We start from the raw sequence: 17,493 nt of genomic DNA on the forward strand, positions 1-17,493 counted from the left end.
ATCGCAGCATATATCAAGAAAGTTTTAACATTTTTTTGTTCTGCTCCTTTGTCTTACAGCTTCAAATACTATGATGCCATGGGCTACTGCTACGTTTAACGACTCAGCCTGACCAGGCATATCAATTCTAACTAATTTATCGGAAATCTCAGAGATTTCTTGCGATACGCCACTCGCTTCCGAACCCATCACTATGACGGTACTTGTTTTAAAGTTTACATTGTAATAATCTTGTTTTGCAGATAAATGTGTGGTTACAACTTGCCCACCTCTCTGTTTTATCTCAAGAAGTGTTTTGCTTAAATCATCAGTATGCACTATGGGAATGTGGAATATGGAACCCATAGCTGACCGAACAACTTTGGGGTTGTATATGTCTACACACCCTTTTCCTACAATAATGCCATCAGCACCAGCTGCATCGGCAGTTCTTATTATTGTCCCCAAATTGCCTGGGTCCTGTATTTTATCCAAAGCAATTATTAGAAAGTTGTCTTTAATTATATTATCCAGCTTCGCATCTTTAAAATTGATAACCGCTAAAATTCCTTGAGGTGTTACAGTATCAGCCAGTTCGGTAAAGGATTTATTTGAAGCCTTGTATAATCTGTCCTCAGAAATTTTCTTTTTAAGCCTTCCTAAAAAGACATCATTTGAGTCTAAAAAACCATCCGATAATACGACAAATCTTATGTCATAAGCAGAATCAATAACTTCTTCAATATTTCTTACACCTTCAACAATAAAGCACCGATTTTTCACTCTTGCGGTTTTAGACTCTCTCAAGGTCTTAATTAATCTTTGTTGCCTTTTAGATAGTTCTTTTAACATTTATCTGCACCTATTCAAAATACCTTTCCAATTTTTCTATATCCTCTTTATGGCCAACCACCACAAGTATATCATCTTTAAAAATCACATCATCTGCATGAGGCGAAATTATTACATCATTATTATTGCGCTTTATAGCCATAACGTTTAATCCGTATTTTTTTCTCATATCGAGCTGTCTAAGGCTTTTATCAAACCATGCCGGTACAGCGGCGATTTCTACAATGGAATATTCCGGCGAAAGCTCTATGTAATCTAGAATATTAGAATAAATCAAATTGTGAGCAACTCGGACGCCCATATCCCTTTCTGGAAATACCACTCTATCAGCACCGATTTTGTACAACACCTTTCCATGTAATTGACTTTGGGCTTTTGCTACTACATATTTTATACCCATTTCCTTTAACATAATCGTAATCAGAATACTTGATTGAATATCATCTCCTATACTAACTATTGCAACATCAAAATTTTTAACACCTAATGCCTTTAAAATATTTTCATCTGTCGCATCTGCTTGAACTGCATGGGTTATGCTGTCAGCCATGTTCTGTATAATATCTTCATCTCGGTCAATTCCCATAACATCATAACCGAGGTTGTACAACGTTTTAGCTAAACTTGAACCAAAACGGCCTAAACCAACAACCAAATATTGCCTCATGCATCAATCCTCCATTTAACCTACTAGGATTCGCTCTTCAGGAAACTTTATTAATGATTTATTTGTTTGATTGCCTAAAGCCGTAGCAAGAGTGAGCGGTCCCAATCGGCCTGTGAACATAGTCAATATTATTACGATTTTACCAAAATCCGTAAGCCCCGGCGTAATACCTAAACTCAAACCAACAGTTGAAAAAGCTGCCGTGGTCTCAAATACAATCGAAAAAAAGTCTGCCTCTTCCGTAATTGTCAATATAAATGAGCTGATAAACACCAGCAGTACAGATACAATCGCTATAACTATAGCTTTAAATACATTATCCATCGGTATGCGCCTTTTAAATATTTCAACATGTTCTTTTGATGCAATTACAGTATATATCATCAAAATGATAAGCGCAAAGGTTGAGGTTTTTATGCCGCCTCCCGTTGATGCAGGTGACGATCCTATAAACATTAAAATTATAGATAAATATTTTGCCGGCGTTGTCAAATCTTCAAGGTTTAAAGTATTAAAGCCGGAAGTTCTCGTAGATACTGAATGAAATGCTGCTGCCAGAACCTTTCCAGTAGGTGTAAGAGCCCCCAATGTTTTTGGATTGTTCTGTTCCAATACATAAAACATCATACAACCCAAAAACATCAAAATTAATGTCATCGTAATGACAACCTTTGAATGCAACGATAAACGCCTAAAATCTCGCGTGGTCAATATGTCATAAATCACAGTGAATCCAAGACCACCACACTCGTTAAGTACGATTGTTACAATATTTATTATTGGGTCTTCAATAAATGGTGCAAGGCTCCTAAACCCACCTACAACATCAAAACCTGAATTGTTAAACGCAGAAACTGCGTGAAACAGGCCATAATATAAACTTTGGCCAACATCATAATATTTGACAAATCGAAAAACAAGCAGCACTGCGCCAAACCCCTCGAAGACAAGGGTTATAAGCAAAATGCGCCTAGTTAGTCTCACTAGGCCTGATAGCGTAAATTGATTTAGAGCTTCCTGTATTACCAGCCTTTCTCGCAAAGTTATCTTTTTTCCTAATAAAAGGAATAACAAAGTAGCCATGGTCATTATACCAAGGCCGCCTATTTGAATTAAAACCAGTATAACAATCTGACCAAAAAGAGAAAAGTGTGTATAAGTATCAACAACAGTAAGGCCGGTAACACATACAGCCGATGTGGCTGTGAAGAGAGCATTTAGAAAGCCAATACTTTCTCCACTTTTCGAAGCCTCCGGCAGGCTTAAAAGGATTGCTCCCACCAGTATTAATAAGCAAACACCAAAAGCTAGTGTCCGAGTAGGCTTTATCTTTTTAAGTCCTGCATCTAATAGCTTAATCCCTATCGCCTCCGAAATATCCAAAAAAAGCGACCTGAGCCGCTTTTTACTGGACGTTTGCCTTGGCAATATCTACCAACTGAGAAAACCCGCTAGCATCATTTATTGCCATTTCAGACAACATTTTGCGATTAATTTGTATTCCGGCTTTTTTAAGGCCGCAGATAAACTTGCTGTAAGAAATTCCATTGGATCTGGCTGCGGCATTGATTCTGGCAATCCACAGCTTCCTAAAATCTCTCTTTTTAAGTTTTCTACCTCTGTAAGCATGAGATAAAGCCTTTAAGACCGCCTGGTTAGCAGGTCTAAATAATTTGCTCATTGAGCCTCTATAACCTTTTGCAAGCTTAAGAATCTTTTTATGTCGCTTACGTGCAGTAACTCCTCTTTTAACTCGTGCCATATAATTATCCTCCTTTGACTTACATATAAGGTATTACCTGTTTTATTCTCTTTAAATCGGCTTTACTAAGCATAGCCGGTTTTCTTAAGTATCTTTTTCTCTTAGCAGTTTTCTTGGTTAATATATGGCTTTTGAAGGCCTTAGCCCTTTTAATCTTACCTGTTTTTGTAACTCTAAATCTTTTAGCAGCTCCTCTGTGTGTTTTTACTTTTGGCATAAATATGTCACTCCTTAGTTTTAGTTTGTTTTGGTGAAAGAATCATGACCATATTTCTACCTTCAATTACAGGTGGCTTTTCAACTACTCCCAGCTCTTTTGTCTGTTCTATCATCTTGTTTAAAACATCTTCACCCAATTTGGTGTGTGTCATTTGCCTACCCCGAAATTTAATGCTCACCTTAACCTTGTTTCCATCTTGTAAAAACTTTATAGCACTTTTTAATCTGACTTGGAAATCGTGGTCATCAATGGTAGGGTTCATCCTGATTTCTTTTACATTGATTACTTTTTGATTTTTGCGTGCTTCTTTTTCACGTTTGCTCTGTTCATATTTATATTTCCCATAATCCATAATTTTACATACGGGCGGCTTGGCATCAGATGCAACCTTTACAAGGTCCAGTTGAGCTTCCTGTGCGTGGCGCAGCGCATCTTTTAACGGCATGATACCCAATTGCTTTCCATCAGGGCCTATCACTCTAACTTCGCGAGCCTTAATTTCGTGGTTCACCTGTATATCCTTATCTTTGCTAATACTGTTCACCTCCAAGACATAATAAAACCAATTAATAAAAAAGGGACGAGAAGAATCACTCGTCCCGTCCTTACCGTTGACAGATTAATAACCTTATAAGCCTTAGCCATAAGGTGAGAAGTGAATCTTCTGCTTAGAATTGTTATTTAATTACACCAGTTAATATATCACATATTAACCTTTACTGTCAATTAAATTTTGAAGTTAATGATTTTACTTCATCAATAAAGGATTCAATAGATTTTTGCCCAATATCGCCTTTTTCCCTCACCCGCACAGAAACAGTATTTTCTTCTGCTTCTTTATCGCCCACAATTAACATATATGGAACTTTTTGCATCTGTGCTTCTCGTATTTTGTAGCCTATCTTTTCGTTTCTTTCGTCAAGCTCTACTCTGATACCAGCTTCCTCCAAGCGGTGTTTTACTTTGCGGGCATAATCCATGTGTTTTTCACTAATAGGCAGTATTCTGGCCTGAACAGGAGCCAGCCAAACCGGAAAAGCACCGGCAAAATGTTCTATCAATATCCCGATGAACCGTTCTATACTGCCGAAGATAACGCGGTGAATCATAACTGGGCGATGTTTTTCTCCATCAGGACCAATATACGTTAAGTCAAAGCGCTCTGGCATCTGGAAGTCCAACTGTATGGTGCCGCACTGCCAGGTCCTTCCTATACTATCCTTTAAGTGAAAATCTATTTTAGGACCGTAAAAAGCGCCATCGCCTTCATTTATTTTATATGGCATACCTTTTTTTTCTAGGGCTTTTTGCAAGGCATTTGTTGCCTGCTCCCATAGCTCGTCAGAGCCCATGGAGTCTTCAGGTCTTGTGGAAAGCTCTACATGATATTCAAAGCCAAATATTTTGTAGACATAATCAATTAAATCTATTACACCTATTATCTCTTCCTCTATTTGAGAAGGCATCATAAATATGTGTGCATCATCCTGGGTAAAACAGCGTACTCTCATGAGCCCATGCAATACCCCTGACTTTTCGTGCCTATGGACAAGCCCAAGTTCCCCCAATCTTATGGGTAAATCCCTGTAACTGTGTGAAGCAGTTTTATACATGAGTATGCCGCCAGGGCAGTTCATGGGCTTTACTGCATAATCCAATTCATCTATTTTAGTAAAGTACATATTCTCCTTGTAGTGGTCCCAGTGGCCTGATCTGCGCCAGAGCTGTTCATTTAATATGATGGGTGTTTTTATCTCCTGATAACCCCGTTTTTGATGCTCACGGCGCCAAAAATCAGTCAATATATTCCATATCACCATGCCCTTTGGATGGAAAAACGGAAAACCTGGCCCTTCCTCGTGAATGCTGAAAAGATCGAGTTCTTTGCCCAGTTTGCGATGATCGCGCTTTTTAGCTTCTTCAATTCTGACAAGGTATTCTTCCAGCATGGATTTTTTGGGAAAAGATATGCCGTAAATCCTTTGAAGCATCTTATTGCGTTCATCGCCTCTCCAGTAAGCGCCAGCAAGGCTTGTCAGCTTAAAGGCTTTTATTTTGCCCGTAGAGGGAATATGAGGACCTGCACAAAGGTCTGTAAACTCTCCCTGTTTATAAAAACTTATGTTCGCCTCTTCTGGAAGTTCCTCAACTAATTCTACTTTATAAGGCTCATTTTGGTTTTTCAAATGATTTAAAGCTTCTTGCCTTGAAATATCTTCCCGATAAAAAGCATAGTCTTCTGCAACTATTTTCGCCATTTCCTGTTCTATTTTCTCAAGATCAGATGGAGAAAAGCTTTCCTCCCTGTCAAAATCATAATAGAAGCCTTCGTCAATAGCAGGGCCAATAGCGAGCTTTACTTCCGGAAATAGTCGCTTTACCGCCTGAGCCATTACATGAGATGTGCTGTGCCAAAATACTTTGCGGCCTTCTTCATCGTCAAAAGTCAGTATTTCAACCTGGCAATCGTCTTGGACTTTGTAGCTTAAATCTTTTACGACTCCGTCCACTTTGGCAGCCAGGGCCTCTTTTCCCAGCTTCTTGCTTATATCTTCGGCAATTTCAAACAATGAAATACCCTTCGGATATGTTTTTTTAATTCCATCTTTTAATGTTACCTGTACTTCGTTCATAATACCCCTTCCTTTACCTTTATGTTACATTATGTTATTCAAAAAGCCTCTCATCCCTAAGGGACGAGAGGCTTTCCCGTGGTTCCACCCTAATTTGAACTCATTAGCTTTTAAGGCTTGCAGCCGTAAAACTCCGAGGTGGTCTTCGGCTTAGTTTTCCCAGGGCTTTTCCAGCTACCGGCCCCTCTCTGAGGGAAAAATCATAAGCTTACTCTTCTCATCATAGTTTTTTGTAACTATAGAATTTTATTTATTATAAATCTTATGGTTACATATGTCAAGAGTTCGCGGCTACTGTCCTACAGCTTTATTGCTGCGCTGATATATTATACCTACTAATGCCAAAAGGGCCCCTGATAAAATCAAAATTGTTTCTACCGATATCACATCTGCCAATGGGCCAAAAATCAAAATGGCCACCGGCATAGAACTGGCTGTGATAATTTGAACAATAGAAAAGACCCGGCCTAACACTGATGGATCAGTAATTTCCTGAATAAATACTGTTTCCGCTGTGGAGATAATAGGCACAAAGAAACCAGAACATGCCATAATAATCAAATATAAGATAAAGTTTCCCGTTATGCCGAGCAGGACGAAGCTTATTCCAAAAGCCACAAGGCAGATAGCAATGGTTTTAATCTTATCCTTGAAATCTCCATGTAATGAAACAAATACGCCACCAATTAGTGTACCGATTGTCCAGACTATCTCAATAGCAGAGAGTCTCCATACATCACCGCCGAAACTTCTTTCTACTTGAAGGGGTGTCAGTACAGCTGCAGGAGTAATTAAAAAGAAGGAGAATGCATAACAGATAATAATTCCTCTAAGCAATGGATGCTGGAATGCATAATAAATACCCTGTTTTAAATCAGTGAATATAGATTCATGTGCATCCATACGTTCAACTTTTTCCACCTTTATAAATCCAATTATCAGAACAGCAAATGCCGCAGTAACCACATCCACCATAAAGGCCCACGCAATGTCCATAGTAGCAAGGAGTGCACCTCCTGCAGCAGGTGCAAGCAGCATTAATAAAGAATTCAGCGTTTGATTGACTCCCTGGACCTTTGTTAGGTTTTCCTTAGGTACAAGCTGAGGATAAATAGCATTTACAGCAGGCGTTTGAATTCCAGCTCCAATTGAACGCACTGCTGATACCGCAAGCAATAACTCCATGCGTCTAAAGCCCGCCCAAAAAGCAATGGCGAGGCCCAGTGTTGCCAAAGCAATAAAACTATCTGATAACATAATCAGGTATTTTCGATTATATCTATCTGCCCAAACACCGCCCCATAGTGAAACCACTACCTGCGGAACCATTGAGCAAATAGTAGACATCATTAACCATACTCCCGAAGAAGTTTCTAGTGTAATATACCACATAATAGCAAAGGCAACAACTGATGAGCCAAATAACGATATGTTTTGACTTAAGAGAAATAAAATAATCCTTTTGTCAAAAAGCGGCTGACCTTTTTTTACAGCTTTATTCCTCATAAAAGATTTCCCTTTCATTTATTTTGAAAGGATAATAGCAACCAAAAAACGACAGAGGACATAAATCCACTGTCGTAATTATAACACTACATAATAATTGTTTAAATGATACCATAAAAGGGTCTAAATTTCAATAAAAATAGCCAAATCATCCGCGTAAATTTACTGAACAAACGCACTTTTGTTCTGCCAAGGTCTTTAACTTGCGGATAGCCATTCTGTCTTTATGAAGTATCTCTCCTACAACATCTCTGGATTTATCATCCAGGTTGCCCCTCAGGATTTTTTCAGCCATATTGACGCCTCTGGTTTCTCCTTCGATGGCCTTTTTTAATATCTCAGCATCATCGCTCCTAAATCCCAAGTCTAAATTAACCTTTAAATCACCCATTTTACCCTTAAAACCAAGGTTTTCGTCAGGCTGCCCTCCTAAATTCTGGATATAAGTAGCAAGTTTTTCTATATTACTCCGGTGCTGTTGTTGAATCCTTTGAAATTCGGTTTTTATTTTCTCATCTTCTACCCTAGATATGAAATTATTAAAGCTTTCCACTGCCATGTATTCTCCCTGCAAAAGCTCATTTAGTACTTTTATTATTTTAATTGTATCTTTCATCCCATCACTCCTTATAAAAATGCGCTGTCTTTATCTTGCCACTAAGTTGCAAATTAATACTTGTTTATAAATCGTTCTTTAGCTTCCTTATATGAATTAAGCTTTTTTTACTTTGAATTCTAAAAGCATATGTTATAATATCCTATATTATAGTATTTTTTTAATATTACGGAATTCCTTAGGTGAAAGCGGTGATATCAATGGCAGAGATGATAACACTACTTATCTTTGCCTGTGTGCTGTTTGTCTGTATACTGAAAGATTTTTCAATATTAGTTGCACTGTTTTTGGGTCTCATATGCTTTGTTTTTTATTCACTGTACAGAAAATACACATATGCGCAAATAGGTAAAATGATTTTAAATGGCATTAAGGAAGCAAGAACAATTCTCATAGTATTTTCATTAATAGGAATGCTAACTGCTCTTTGGCGGGCTGGTGGGACAATTCCATTTATAATCTATCATACACTTTTGATGGTTGATTCACGGTTTTTTGTCATGTTTGCCTTTCTTTTGTGTTCACTGGTTTCTTTTTTAACAGGAACAGCTTTCGGAACAGTCAGCACCATGGGAATAATTTGTATGATTACAGGCAAAGCATTAGGTATATCTCCTTTTTATCTTGGGGGAGCTATTTTATCAGGTGTTTTTTTTGGCGACAGGTGTTCTCCCATGTCTACCAGCGCACTGCTGGTTTGTGAACTGACCGGAACTGATATCTACACTAACATAAAAAACATGATAAAAACTTCGGCTTTTCCTTTTATATTTACAGTCGCCTTTTATGCAATTACCGGATATGTGGGCATTAGCAGCAATGTAACAACTGACACTGTGGCTGTTTTTGCGGATAATTTTAATTTAAGTCCCTGGGTAATACTGCCTGCTCTTATAATTGTGGTACTCGCGATTTGCAAATACAATATCAAAGTGACAATTGTTTGGAGTATCATATTCGGCATTTTTATTTGCCTTTACTTTCAGGAGATGAGCTTGTACGAACTTTTTAAGTGTTTAATATACGGCTATCATACGGAAAACTTGACACTTGCCAAGTTAATAAACGGTGGAGGACTTATATCCATGGCAAAAACTATGGCAATAATCGCAATTTCTTCATCCTATTTTGGTATCTTTCGCAACACAAAATTGCTCGACCGAATAAAGCTTTGGAGTAATACCATAGCCCAGCACAGTACAAAGTTTGCTACGGTGTTAATTATTTCAATAATTACCGCAGCGTTTAGCTGCAATCAAACTCTTGCAACAATGTTGACTTATGAAATAGCGAATAATCTAATTTCCGACAGAGAACAATTAGCTGTTTATCTGGAAAATACAGTTATATTAGTGAGTGCCCTTATTCCCTGGAGTATTGCTGCTGTATTTCCAATTTCAACTGTAGGTGCTCCAACAAACTCCATAACTTATGCAGTTTATCTGTACCTTGTCCCTCTGTGGAATCTTTTCATTTCATTTATGAATCCTAAAGATAAAAGGGCCGGACTTTTAAACTCAGTAAGGAGGAAATGTCATGAGAAAACAGCTGAACTTCGATAATTTTATTATCTTCGATGGAGCCATGGGCACCATGCTTCAAGCCTTTGGAATGGGAGCCGGAGAACTGCCGGAAAGCTATAATTTCACTCATCCGGATATTATAGAATCTATTCACAGCAAATACCTGGAAGCCGGTGCAGATGTTATAACTACCAACACATTCGGAGCTAACCGATTTAAACTTAAAGGTTCAGGATTTGCTGTAAAAGATGTGGTTGCTCAGGCGGTTAACATTGCCCGTAGGGCATCGAAGGAAAAATGGGTGGCACTGGATATAGGACCAACCGGAAAGCTCATGAAACCCCACGGCGATTTATCTTTTGAGGATGCATATACTGCTTTTTCCGAACAAATCATGGCAGGAGAAGCGGCGGGAGCAGACGTAATCCTCATAGAAACCATGTCAGATATATATGAAGCTAAAGCCGCTGTCCTGGCAGCTAAAGAAAACAGTAAGCTTCCAGTAATATGTACCATGACCTTTCAACAGGACGGTAGGACTTTAACAGGTACAGATGTCCTTACAATGGTCAACATCTTACAGAACTTAGGCCTTGACGCACTAGGAGCAAACTGTTCCCTTGGCCCAAAGGAAATTCTGCACTTGGTAGATGAATTGGTGCGGTATTCTAAAATACCGGTAATTATTCAGCCAAATGCGGGACTTCCTAAAATCCAAGACGGTAAAACTGTTTACGAAATAGAACCACAGGAATTTTCCCTTTATGCCAAAGCAATGGCACAAAAAGGTGTTACAATACTGGGCGGATGCTGTGGCACAACACCGGAGCATATTAGAGCCGTAAAAAATGTGCTTTGGGGTTTTAGTCCCGGAAAAAGAAATGTTGTGGATTTTACGGCGGCTAGTTCCTATTCTAAAACCGTAATTTTGACAGAGGGCATAAGCATAATTGGTGAAAGGATAAACCCCTCGGGAAAGCCCAAAATGAAGCAGGCCCTTAGAAACCGCACCTACGATTACATACTTAAAGAAGCCATAAAGCAAAGGGATGCAGGAGCTAAAATTATAAATGTAAATGCAGGCCTTCCGGAAATAGACGAAAAGCAAGCCATGATTGAGCTGGTGACAAAACTGCAAGGCGCTGTTAATTCTCCCCTGATGTTTGATAGCACAAAACCACAAGTATTAGAAGCAGCATGCAGGATCTACAGTGGAAGACCTATAATAAACTCGGTAAATGGCAAGGCAAGTTCAATGGAAGCCATTTTGCCCATAGCAAAAAAATACGGAGCCTGTGTAATCGCCATGACTTTAGACGAAACGGGCATTCCTGAAACCCCGGAAAAAAGGTTAAAAATAGCAGAAAAGATCATTGAAACAGCAACAGCCTACGGTATCCACAAAAATGACATTATCGTTGACTGCCTTGTGCTTGCGTCTTCAGCCGAACAAGAGGCGGCTGCCCAAACCATTAAGGCATTACAACTTATCAAAAAGGAGCTAGGAGTTTTAACAATTCTCGGAGTCAGCAATATTTCCTTTGGTTTACCAAACAGGTCATTATTAAACCGAACTTTTTTAGCAGCTGCCCTCGGCGCTGGACTTGATCTTCCAATTATAGATCCATTGGATTTGGAAATGATAAAGACAATAGACGCATTTAATGTGCTTTCAGGCCATGATAAAAATGCAGATCATTACATCAGCACCTATGCAAAATCTGCTGACATTACAAATGTAGAAAAAATAGATAGACCCGATTTAAAATCAATTATCTGTGAGGGGTTAACGGATGAAGTTAAGCCTGCTATTGATGAGCTGTTAAAACAAAAATCTCCCATGGAAATCGTAGATGGGATCTTAATCCCTGCACTAGATGATGTAGGTAAGAAATTCGAAACCGGCGAAATCTTCCTGCCCCAGATGATAATGTCAGCTGAAACTGCAAAGACTGCCTTTCAGATAATAAATTCTTATACTAAAAGCACCGAACAAAACACTTCTTATATCAAAGGCAAGATACTGCTGGCCACCGTCAGAGGCGATATTCATGAAATTGGAAAAAATATTGTCAAAGCAATGCTGGAAAATTACGGCTACGAAGTAATTGATCTTGGAATAGATGTGCCGGAACAGGAAATTGTAGAAAAGATAAAACAGGAAAATATCCGCCTTGTTGGATTGAGCGCACTCATGACAAGTTCGGTAAAAAGCATGGAAGATACTATCAAAGCCATAAAACTTAATGGCATTGACTGCAAGGTTATGGTGGGTGGTGCTGTGTTAAATCCTGAGTATGCAAACATGATTGGTGCTGATTACTATGGAAAAGACGCTCGCGCTGCTGTAGAGATAGCCCAAAAGGTTTTTCAAGCCTAATAAATGTTTAGAAAAAAATCGTGTGAAAATTTATGCTGAATTAAATAGTTTTTATCAATGATTTTTTCGGTTTGAGAGAGTATTTGGCTCGGCATAAAGCAGGCATTTTTCACTTTACAGCTATAAAATTTCCAAGGGGATTTGACCTATATGTATCCGAGGATGGAGTTAATTTCAGTTCTGTCTTTCTAGATGGCCTTAACAATCCCCACAACTATGGTGGCAGAATTCTCTTTGTAGACAGTGAAAATAATTTATACATTGGGACAGCAAATCCCTTTGAAGGTTGTGAGGTATGGAAGACGGATAGTATTCCTAACAAATCGCTACAACCCTGTAATAATAACCATTATAAAGAGTTTGAGAAGACAAGGGAAATACTAAGTGAAAATTTCAAAGTCATAAATGATAATATTCCTGTTATCCTGGAACTCATGTCAAAAAATACCCACCTGAAATCCTTGTAAGCTAAAAAAAGAAAGAGGACACTGAGTTGACACTGAGTTGTCCTCTTTCTTTTATATGGTTGCCGTGATATTTAACTAAATTTAACTAAAACCTTTAATTTGGTTCCATCATTGTTGGTTAAGGTTTTAAAAGCATCTAATACATTATCTAAATCATATTCATCTGTAACAATATCATCTATATTAACTTTTCCGCTGGATGTCAAATCAATTAAAGGCTCAAAATCATTTAAGCTGTTTCTAGAACCATATACATTTAATTCTTTTTGCAGTAAAACAGAGTGATTAAAGGTTGTCTCTCTTTTCCCGTTTCCTACCAGTATAATTTTCCCTGCAAAAGCCACTGTTTCAATACATTTCAGGAAAGTTTCAGGTGCACCTGCTGCTTCCACACAGACATCCATGCCATCGCCATTGGTTATCTCTAAAACTTTTTTCTTTACATCTTCATTACCCACGTTAATAACACCATCAGCGCCCATCTTCTTGGCATATTCCAATCTTCCATCTAGCATATCAGCTGCATAAACCTTTGCGCCCTTAAGTTTTGCTGAAATCAACGCAAAGATCCCAATTGGCCCGGCGCCAAAAACTAACACATTGTCTTCCTCTTGGACTTCCCCACGATTAATTGCATGATAACCAATTGAAAAAGGTTCAATCAATGCTAAGGTTCTTGCATTTAAACCCTTGCCATGGTAAATTCTTTCAATTGGCATTGTAATATATTCTGTAAAAGAACCGTCTCTGTGAACACCCATTGTCTGGTTAGACTCACAGCAGTTTACTTTTCCTTTCCTGCATGAATAGCATTTGCCACAGTTAAAATAGGGATTAGCAGTAACAATCATACCTTTTTTTAAGCCATAGTCATTTTCCTCAATTTCCACTATTTCAGCAGAAAACTCATGGCCTGGAACCCGTGGGTAAGTGGCAAAAGGCTGATTTCCCGTATAAGTTGCAACATCTGAACCACAGATGCCACAATATTTTATTTTTAAAAGAGCTTCTCCTTTTTTAGGAATAGGTATATCTTTTTCAATAACTTCGATTTTCCCTGGTTCCTTTATATATACTACTTTCATTTTTAAATTCTCAGCCTCCAAAAAAAAAGTAAATGATTAAATGCTACATCTATTAGATTCTTTTCAATGCAGCTTCTCTCGACGTCCTTAAATGTTCAAGGATACTCTTTTCTATTTTTTTAATATCCCTTTCGATTAGAGCGTCAATAATGGCAAAATGCTCCGGTTTAGATCTTGTCTCTATATCTCCTATCTCTAAAGTGGACATAATGCGAATGCGAGAATCAAGATCGTAAATTTTGCTCATAAATTCTATTAAATAGTCGTTTTTGCTACTTTGGACAATGTATTTATGAAATTGAATATCCAAATCAAAATACTTCATAGCATCAGGAGTATTGGGGATAAATTTTATTTTACTAAATTTTTCTTTAAATTCCATCAAGCAGTCAATTGACATGTTTTTACATGAGTTTGTAGCAGTATAAACCTCTACCATTTCTCTAATTTGATAGACTTCATGAATATCTTTAACTGTAATAGGAGATACTATAATCCCTTTTCTGGGAAAAATAGTTATAAAGTTTTCTTGCTGCAGCCTTAATAATGCTTCTCTTACAGGAGTTCTACTCATGCCTAACTCTTCACAAATTTCAGATTCAGATATATCACTGCCTGGCAGTATTCGGCATTTTATGATTTTGTCTTTAATACTATTGTAGGCTTGTTCTGTCAGTGACAAAGTCTTTCTCAACAATATTCCCCCTGCCGTGCAATCAGTTTTAGTAGACTAAATTGACTATTCCTGTAGAGAAGGCTGGTACAAATGTTATGAGTATCAAACATATGAAAATTAAAGCATAAAATGGCACTGCTTCTCTTAGAAAATCTCTGATCTTACACTTGGTTATTCCACATGTTACAAACATCAATGTTCCAACTGGCGGTGTGACACAGCCGATGGCCAAATTAAATATTACTGTCATTGCAAATTGTATTTCATCGATGCCATAAGCTGCAGCAGTCGGCGCCAATAAAGGTACTAATATTATCATTGCTGCATTTCCTTCGATAAACATGCCGATAACAAGTAAGAATAAATTAACTGCAATTAAAAATAAATATTTGTTTGAAATATTTGCTAGTATGAACTCCATAAAGAGCTGTGGAATCTTCTCCCTTGTCAAAATCCAGGAGAAAGCTGAAGCAGCTCCAACTATCAACATAATACCACATGTTCCAGTTACTGTCTCTTTTAAGCCGGCAACAAATTCTTTAAAGCCCATCTCTCTATACACTATTAAACCGAGGAAAAGGGCGTAAACAACGGCAGCAGAACCAGCCTCAGTTGGTGTAAAGATTCCGATACGTATACCACCAATGATAACTAGTGGCAGTAACAGCGGCAAAAAGGCCTTTTTAAGAGCATCAAAAAATTCACTTGGTGTGGCAGCACTATCCCGGGAGGGCTTGTAGCCACGCTTTTTTGAAATTATATGCACCATTATCATCAATGCAATACACAGCAATATTCCTGGTCCAAAACCAGCTACAAATAATTTACCTATTGAAATATTTGCAAGGGAACCATATAGAATCATAGCAATACCTGGTGGAATCAGTGGTGTGATAATAGCAGAAAAAGCTGTTACTACAGAGGAAAAAGCATTTGAATAGCCTTTCCGCACCATTTGTGGAACCAACATTTTGGCGTCCATTGAAGCATCGGCTAAATTGGAACCTGACATTCCGCCCATTAAAGTAGATACTAATATGTTAACTTGGGCTAATCCGCCCACTACATGTCCAGTCACCACATCGGCAAAATCATATATTCTATTTGAAACTCCAGCATAATTCATATATGCTGCTGCTCCAATAAAGAATGGAATGGCAAGCAGTGGAATGCTTTCAACACCGGCAATAACCCTCTGTGCTATAATCTGAGTTGGCACATTAGGAGTTAAAATGAAATAAACAGCTGAACCTGCCAGAATTGAGACAAAGGCAGGTACCTTTAAAAACAACAAGACTAGCATTATTATAAAGGCTAGGCCTACGATACTTGCTCCCACTTTATACTCCTCCTTGGACTTCATTTGTACTTAAAAAATACTGTACAACCGTCACTGTGTAGCTAATAATCATAATAATACACCCCACCGGAAAAGCGCCGTATATTAATCCATACGGTATACCCAGTATATTAGTCAATCTCTCTGTCCTAACCATCTGTTGTGCAAGTACAGTTGAATATTTTGTATAGTATATAAGAACTGCTATGACAACTACATATTCAAAGACTTTTATAATTTTCCGCAAAGCCTTTGGTAATGAATCCACCAAAATATCTATTGATACGTGTTCCCCCAATCTAAAAGTTGCTCCTCCGCCAAGGAAAACTACCCAAACGAAACACCATAGCTGTACTTCTTCAGTCCAAACTAAAGGATTATTAAAAAAATAACGCATAATTACACCAAGGAAAGTAACAAATATTAGTACAGCCATGGCTATACATGTTACTGCCCAGTCTAAATTTGACAGCAAGTGTAACAGCCCGTTTTTAGACTTCATTATTTCATCCCCTTCAGCGTATTTATATGCCGGAGACTATGTGTCTCCGGCTCAGCAAATACCTTATCAGTTTTTCATTTGTTTTATTTCATGCTATTTTTAACAGTTTCATATAATCCTTCAGACCATATTGAGGTAAAATCGGAAAGTGAATAGAATTCCTCTGCAGCTTTTCTAAACTCTTCTCGATCAACTTCAATAACTTGTACACCTTCAGCCTTAAACTTCTCTAAAGTTTCTTTTTCCACATCAAGTACTATGTTATTGTTGTATACACCTGCTTCTTCAGCTGTTTCTATTAACATTTGCTGCTGCTCAGGTGTTAAAGAGTTGAAAAATTCGGTGCCGCAAACTAAAGTGGTAAAGTTCTTTATGTGCCCGTCCAATGTCAAATATTTAGCTACTTCATGGAATTTTCCATTGTAAAGCACTGGCAGCGGATTTTCAAGGCCGTCTATTGTTCCTTGCTGCAATGAAGTGTATACTTCTCCTAAAGCCATGCCTACCGGTGCAGCTCCTAAGACTTCAAAGCCTTTAATTTGAATTTTATTATTTGGCACGCGGATTTTCATTCCCTTTAAATCACTTGGACTATGTACTGGCTTCGTGGTTAAGGTGTGTCTTTCTCCATAAATCCAGTTAGAAGCTAAAATCTTCAATCCTTTTTCCTCTAATTTTGCACACTGTTCTTTGTACCAATCGCTTTCTACGAGTTTCCAGCACTCATCCCATGTTTCAAAAAGATAAGGGGCAAAAACAATTCCAAAATCTGGCACTCCCCTGTCAGCATAGAAGGCTCCGTCAGCCAATGTAACAACAGCGTCTCCAGCTAACATTTGGTCCATTAAGTCATTCTTTGAACCTAATTGGCTGGAAGGATAAAGTTCCATTTTCATAGTTCCGTTGCTTCTCTCTTCAAGAAGCCTTTTCCACTCATTCATGCCTAGGTCAAAGGGTTCTCCTGGGTGATTTTCATACCCCACTTTGACAACAACTGGCTCAGGTTCGCTGGCAGTTTCTCCGCTTTGAGGTCCTCCTTTTCCTTGTTTACCAGTAGAACCGCAAGCCGTCAAAATTGCTAATGTCAGTGCTGCAATAAGTAACAAAGCAATCTTTTTCTTCATTATATTCTCTCCTTTCTTTTTCTGTACCGCTGATATACCACTAATATATCAGTAATATATCAGTATTAAAATACAGTTTTAATATATTTAATTTTTGTGTTTGTGTCAAGCTTAAATTATATTTAATCTGAAATTAATTTGTGTTGGTTAATTGTAAAATTA

17 protein-coding genes and 1 other annotated feature are annotated in these 17,493 nt (G+C 38.0%); of the genes, 3 read left to right on the forward strand and 14 right to left on the reverse strand.

Annotation, left to right across the window (positions count from 1 at the left end):
- Nucleotides 1-24: 24 nt before the first annotated feature.
- The 9 genes from JT739_RS07855 to JT739_RS07895 all read right to left on the reverse strand — a co-directional run bounded on the left by JT739_RS07855 (nucleotide 25) and on the right by JT739_RS07895 (nucleotide 8,235).
- On the reverse strand, nucleotides 25-831 hold the full coding sequence (locus JT739_RS07855; protein ID WP_237660556.1) for an RNA methyltransferase: 807 nt from the start codon (nucleotides 829-831) through the stop codon (nucleotides 25-27).
- A 10-nt stretch (nucleotides 832-841) separates the two neighbouring features.
- Entirely contained in the window at nucleotides 842-1,498 is a 657-nt protein-coding gene (locus JT739_RS07860) for a TrkA family potassium uptake protein (protein WP_237660557.1), read from the reverse strand.
- Nucleotides 1,499-1,513: 15 nt separating this feature from the next.
- Nucleotides 1,514-2,881: a TrkH family potassium uptake protein gene (locus JT739_RS07865; RefSeq protein WP_237660558.1), complete on the reverse strand. Its 1,368-nt coding sequence runs from the start codon at nucleotides 2,879-2,881 to the stop codon at nucleotides 1,514-1,516.
- Between the two features lie 22 nt (nucleotides 2,882-2,903).
- Nucleotides 2,904-3,260, reverse strand: a complete 357-nt coding sequence (gene rplT / locus JT739_RS07870; RefSeq protein WP_237660559.1) for a 50S ribosomal protein L20 — start codon at nucleotides 3,258-3,260, stop codon at nucleotides 2,904-2,906.
- A 19-nt stretch (nucleotides 3,261-3,279) separates the two neighbouring features.
- Nucleotides 3,280-3,477, reverse strand: a complete 198-nt coding sequence (rpmI, locus tag JT739_RS07875) for a 50S ribosomal protein L35 (RefSeq protein WP_237660560.1) — start codon at nucleotides 3,475-3,477, stop codon at nucleotides 3,280-3,282.
- A gap of 7 nt (nucleotides 3,478-3,484) precedes the next feature.
- The gene (gene infC, locus JT739_RS07880; RefSeq protein WP_370642609.1) at nucleotides 3,485-3,991 is read right to left on the reverse strand and encodes a translation initiation factor IF-3; all 507 of its coding nucleotides are present in this window, start codon (nucleotides 3,989-3,991) and stop codon (nucleotides 3,485-3,487) included.
- Nucleotides 3,992-4,202: 211 nt separating this feature from the next.
- The gene (thrS, locus tag JT739_RS07885; protein WP_237660561.1) at nucleotides 4,203-6,113 is read right to left on the reverse strand and encodes a threonine--tRNA ligase; all 1,911 of its coding nucleotides are present in this window, start codon (nucleotides 6,111-6,113) and stop codon (nucleotides 4,203-4,205) included.
- Nucleotides 6,114-6,169: 56 nt separating this feature from the next.
- Nucleotides 6,170-6,346, reverse strand: a binding site (T-box leader).
- A gap of 58 nt (nucleotides 6,347-6,404) precedes the next feature.
- A complete protein-coding gene (locus tag JT739_RS07890) occupies nucleotides 6,405-7,619 on the reverse strand; it encodes an MFS transporter (protein WP_237660562.1) in 1,215 nt (404 codons plus the stop codon).
- 148 nt (nucleotides 7,620-7,767) lie between these two features.
- A complete protein-coding gene (locus tag JT739_RS07895) occupies nucleotides 7,768-8,235 on the reverse strand; it encodes a PA2169 family four-helix-bundle protein (RefSeq protein WP_237660563.1) in 468 nt (155 codons plus the stop codon).
- A 182-nt stretch (nucleotides 8,236-8,417) separates the two neighbouring features.
- Between JT739_RS07895 and JT739_RS07900 the strand changes: the two genes are divergently transcribed.
- From JT739_RS07900 to JT739_RS07910, 3 genes are all read left to right on the forward strand, one after another.
- Nucleotides 8,418-9,797: a Na+/H+ antiporter NhaC family protein gene (locus JT739_RS07900; protein WP_237660564.1), complete on the forward strand. Its 1,380-nt coding sequence runs from the start codon at nucleotides 8,418-8,420 to the stop codon at nucleotides 9,795-9,797.
- Entirely contained in the window at nucleotides 9,772-12,138 is a 2,367-nt protein-coding gene (locus JT739_RS07905) for a homocysteine S-methyltransferase family protein (protein ID WP_237660565.1), read from the forward strand. Before JT739_RS07900 ends, JT739_RS07905 begins: the two co-directional genes overlap by 26 nt.
- 83 nt (nucleotides 12,139-12,221) lie before the next feature.
- Nucleotides 12,222-12,605 carry a hypothetical protein gene (locus JT739_RS07910; protein WP_237660566.1) on the forward strand — a complete coding sequence of 128 codons (384 nt, stop codon included), beginning with the start codon at nucleotides 12,222-12,224 and terminating at the stop codon, nucleotides 12,603-12,605.
- A 71-nt stretch (nucleotides 12,606-12,676) separates the two neighbouring features.
- On the opposite strand, the gene JT739_RS07915 is transcribed toward JT739_RS07910, so the two are convergent.
- The 5 genes from JT739_RS07915 to JT739_RS07935 all read right to left on the reverse strand — a co-directional run bounded on the left by JT739_RS07915 (nucleotide 12,677) and on the right by JT739_RS07935 (nucleotide 17,331).
- On the reverse strand, nucleotides 12,677-13,690 hold the full coding sequence (locus JT739_RS07915) for a zinc-binding alcohol dehydrogenase family protein (RefSeq protein ID WP_237660567.1): 1,014 nt from the start codon (nucleotides 13,688-13,690) through the stop codon (nucleotides 12,677-12,679).
- Nucleotides 13,691-13,742: 52 nt separating this feature from the next.
- Entirely contained in the window at nucleotides 13,743-14,384 is a 642-nt protein-coding gene (locus JT739_RS07920; protein WP_237660568.1) for a GntR family transcriptional regulator, read from the reverse strand.
- Between the two features lie 28 nt (nucleotides 14,385-14,412).
- A complete protein-coding gene (locus tag JT739_RS07925) occupies nucleotides 14,413-15,705 on the reverse strand; it encodes a TRAP transporter large permease (protein WP_237660569.1) in 1,293 nt (430 codons plus the stop codon).
- A 1-nt stretch (nucleotide 15,706) separates the two neighbouring features.
- Entirely contained in the window at nucleotides 15,707-16,207 is a 501-nt protein-coding gene (locus JT739_RS07930; RefSeq protein WP_237660570.1) for a TRAP transporter small permease, read from the reverse strand.
- An 83-nt stretch (nucleotides 16,208-16,290) separates the two neighbouring features.
- The gene (locus JT739_RS07935) at nucleotides 16,291-17,331 is read right to left on the reverse strand and encodes a C4-dicarboxylate TRAP transporter substrate-binding protein (RefSeq protein ID WP_237660571.1); all 1,041 of its coding nucleotides are present in this window, start codon (nucleotides 17,329-17,331) and stop codon (nucleotides 16,291-16,293) included.
- Nucleotides 17,332-17,493: the final 162 nt, after the last annotated feature.

The sequence above is a fragment of the Tepidanaerobacter sp. GT38 genome (genome assembly GCF_021991635.1).
In the GTDB taxonomy this organism is placed as follows: Bacteria; Bacillota; Thermosediminibacteria; order Thermosediminibacterales; family Tepidanaerobacteraceae; genus DTU063.

Bases quoted from the DNA above. Each gene is read 5' to 3' on its own strand.
- JT739_RS07930 (WP_237660570.1), bottom strand. From the start codon at position 16,207: ATGAAGTCTAAAAACGGGCTGTTACACTTGCTGTCAAATTTAGACTGG.
- JT739_RS07935 (WP_237660571.1), bottom strand. From the start codon at position 17,331: ATGAAGAAAAAGATTGCTTTGTTACTTATTGCAGCACTGACATTAGCA.
- thrS (WP_237660561.1), bottom strand. From the start codon at position 6,113: ATGAACGAAGTACAGGTAACATTAAAAGATGGAATTAAAAAAACATAT.
- JT739_RS07890 (WP_237660562.1), bottom strand. From the start codon at position 7,619: ATGAGGAATAAAGCTGTAAAAAAAGGTCAGCCGCTTTTTGACAAAAGG.
- JT739_RS07860 (WP_237660557.1), bottom strand. From the start codon at position 1,498: ATGAGGCAATATTTGGTTGTTGGTTTAGGCCGTTTTGGTTCAAGTTTA.
- JT739_RS07895 (WP_237660563.1), bottom strand. From the start codon at position 8,235: ATGAAAGATACAATTAAAATAATAAAAGTACTAAATGAGCTTTTGCAG.
- JT739_RS07905 (WP_237660565.1), top strand. From the start codon at position 9,772: ATGAGAAAACAGCTGAACTTCGATAATTTTATTATCTTCGATGGAGCC.
- JT739_RS07915 (WP_237660567.1), bottom strand. From the start codon at position 13,690: ATGAAAGTAGTATATATAAAGGAACCAGGGAAAATCGAAGTTATTGAA.
- rplT (WP_237660559.1), bottom strand. From the start codon at position 3,260: ATGGCACGAGTTAAAAGAGGAGTTACTGCACGTAAGCGACATAAAAAG.
- JT739_RS07855 (WP_237660556.1), bottom strand. From the start codon at position 831: ATGTTAAAAGAACTATCTAAAAGGCAACAAAGATTAATTAAGACCTTG.
- rpmI (WP_237660560.1), bottom strand. From the start codon at position 3,477: ATGCCAAAAGTAAAAACACACAGAGGAGCTGCTAAAAGATTTAGAGTT.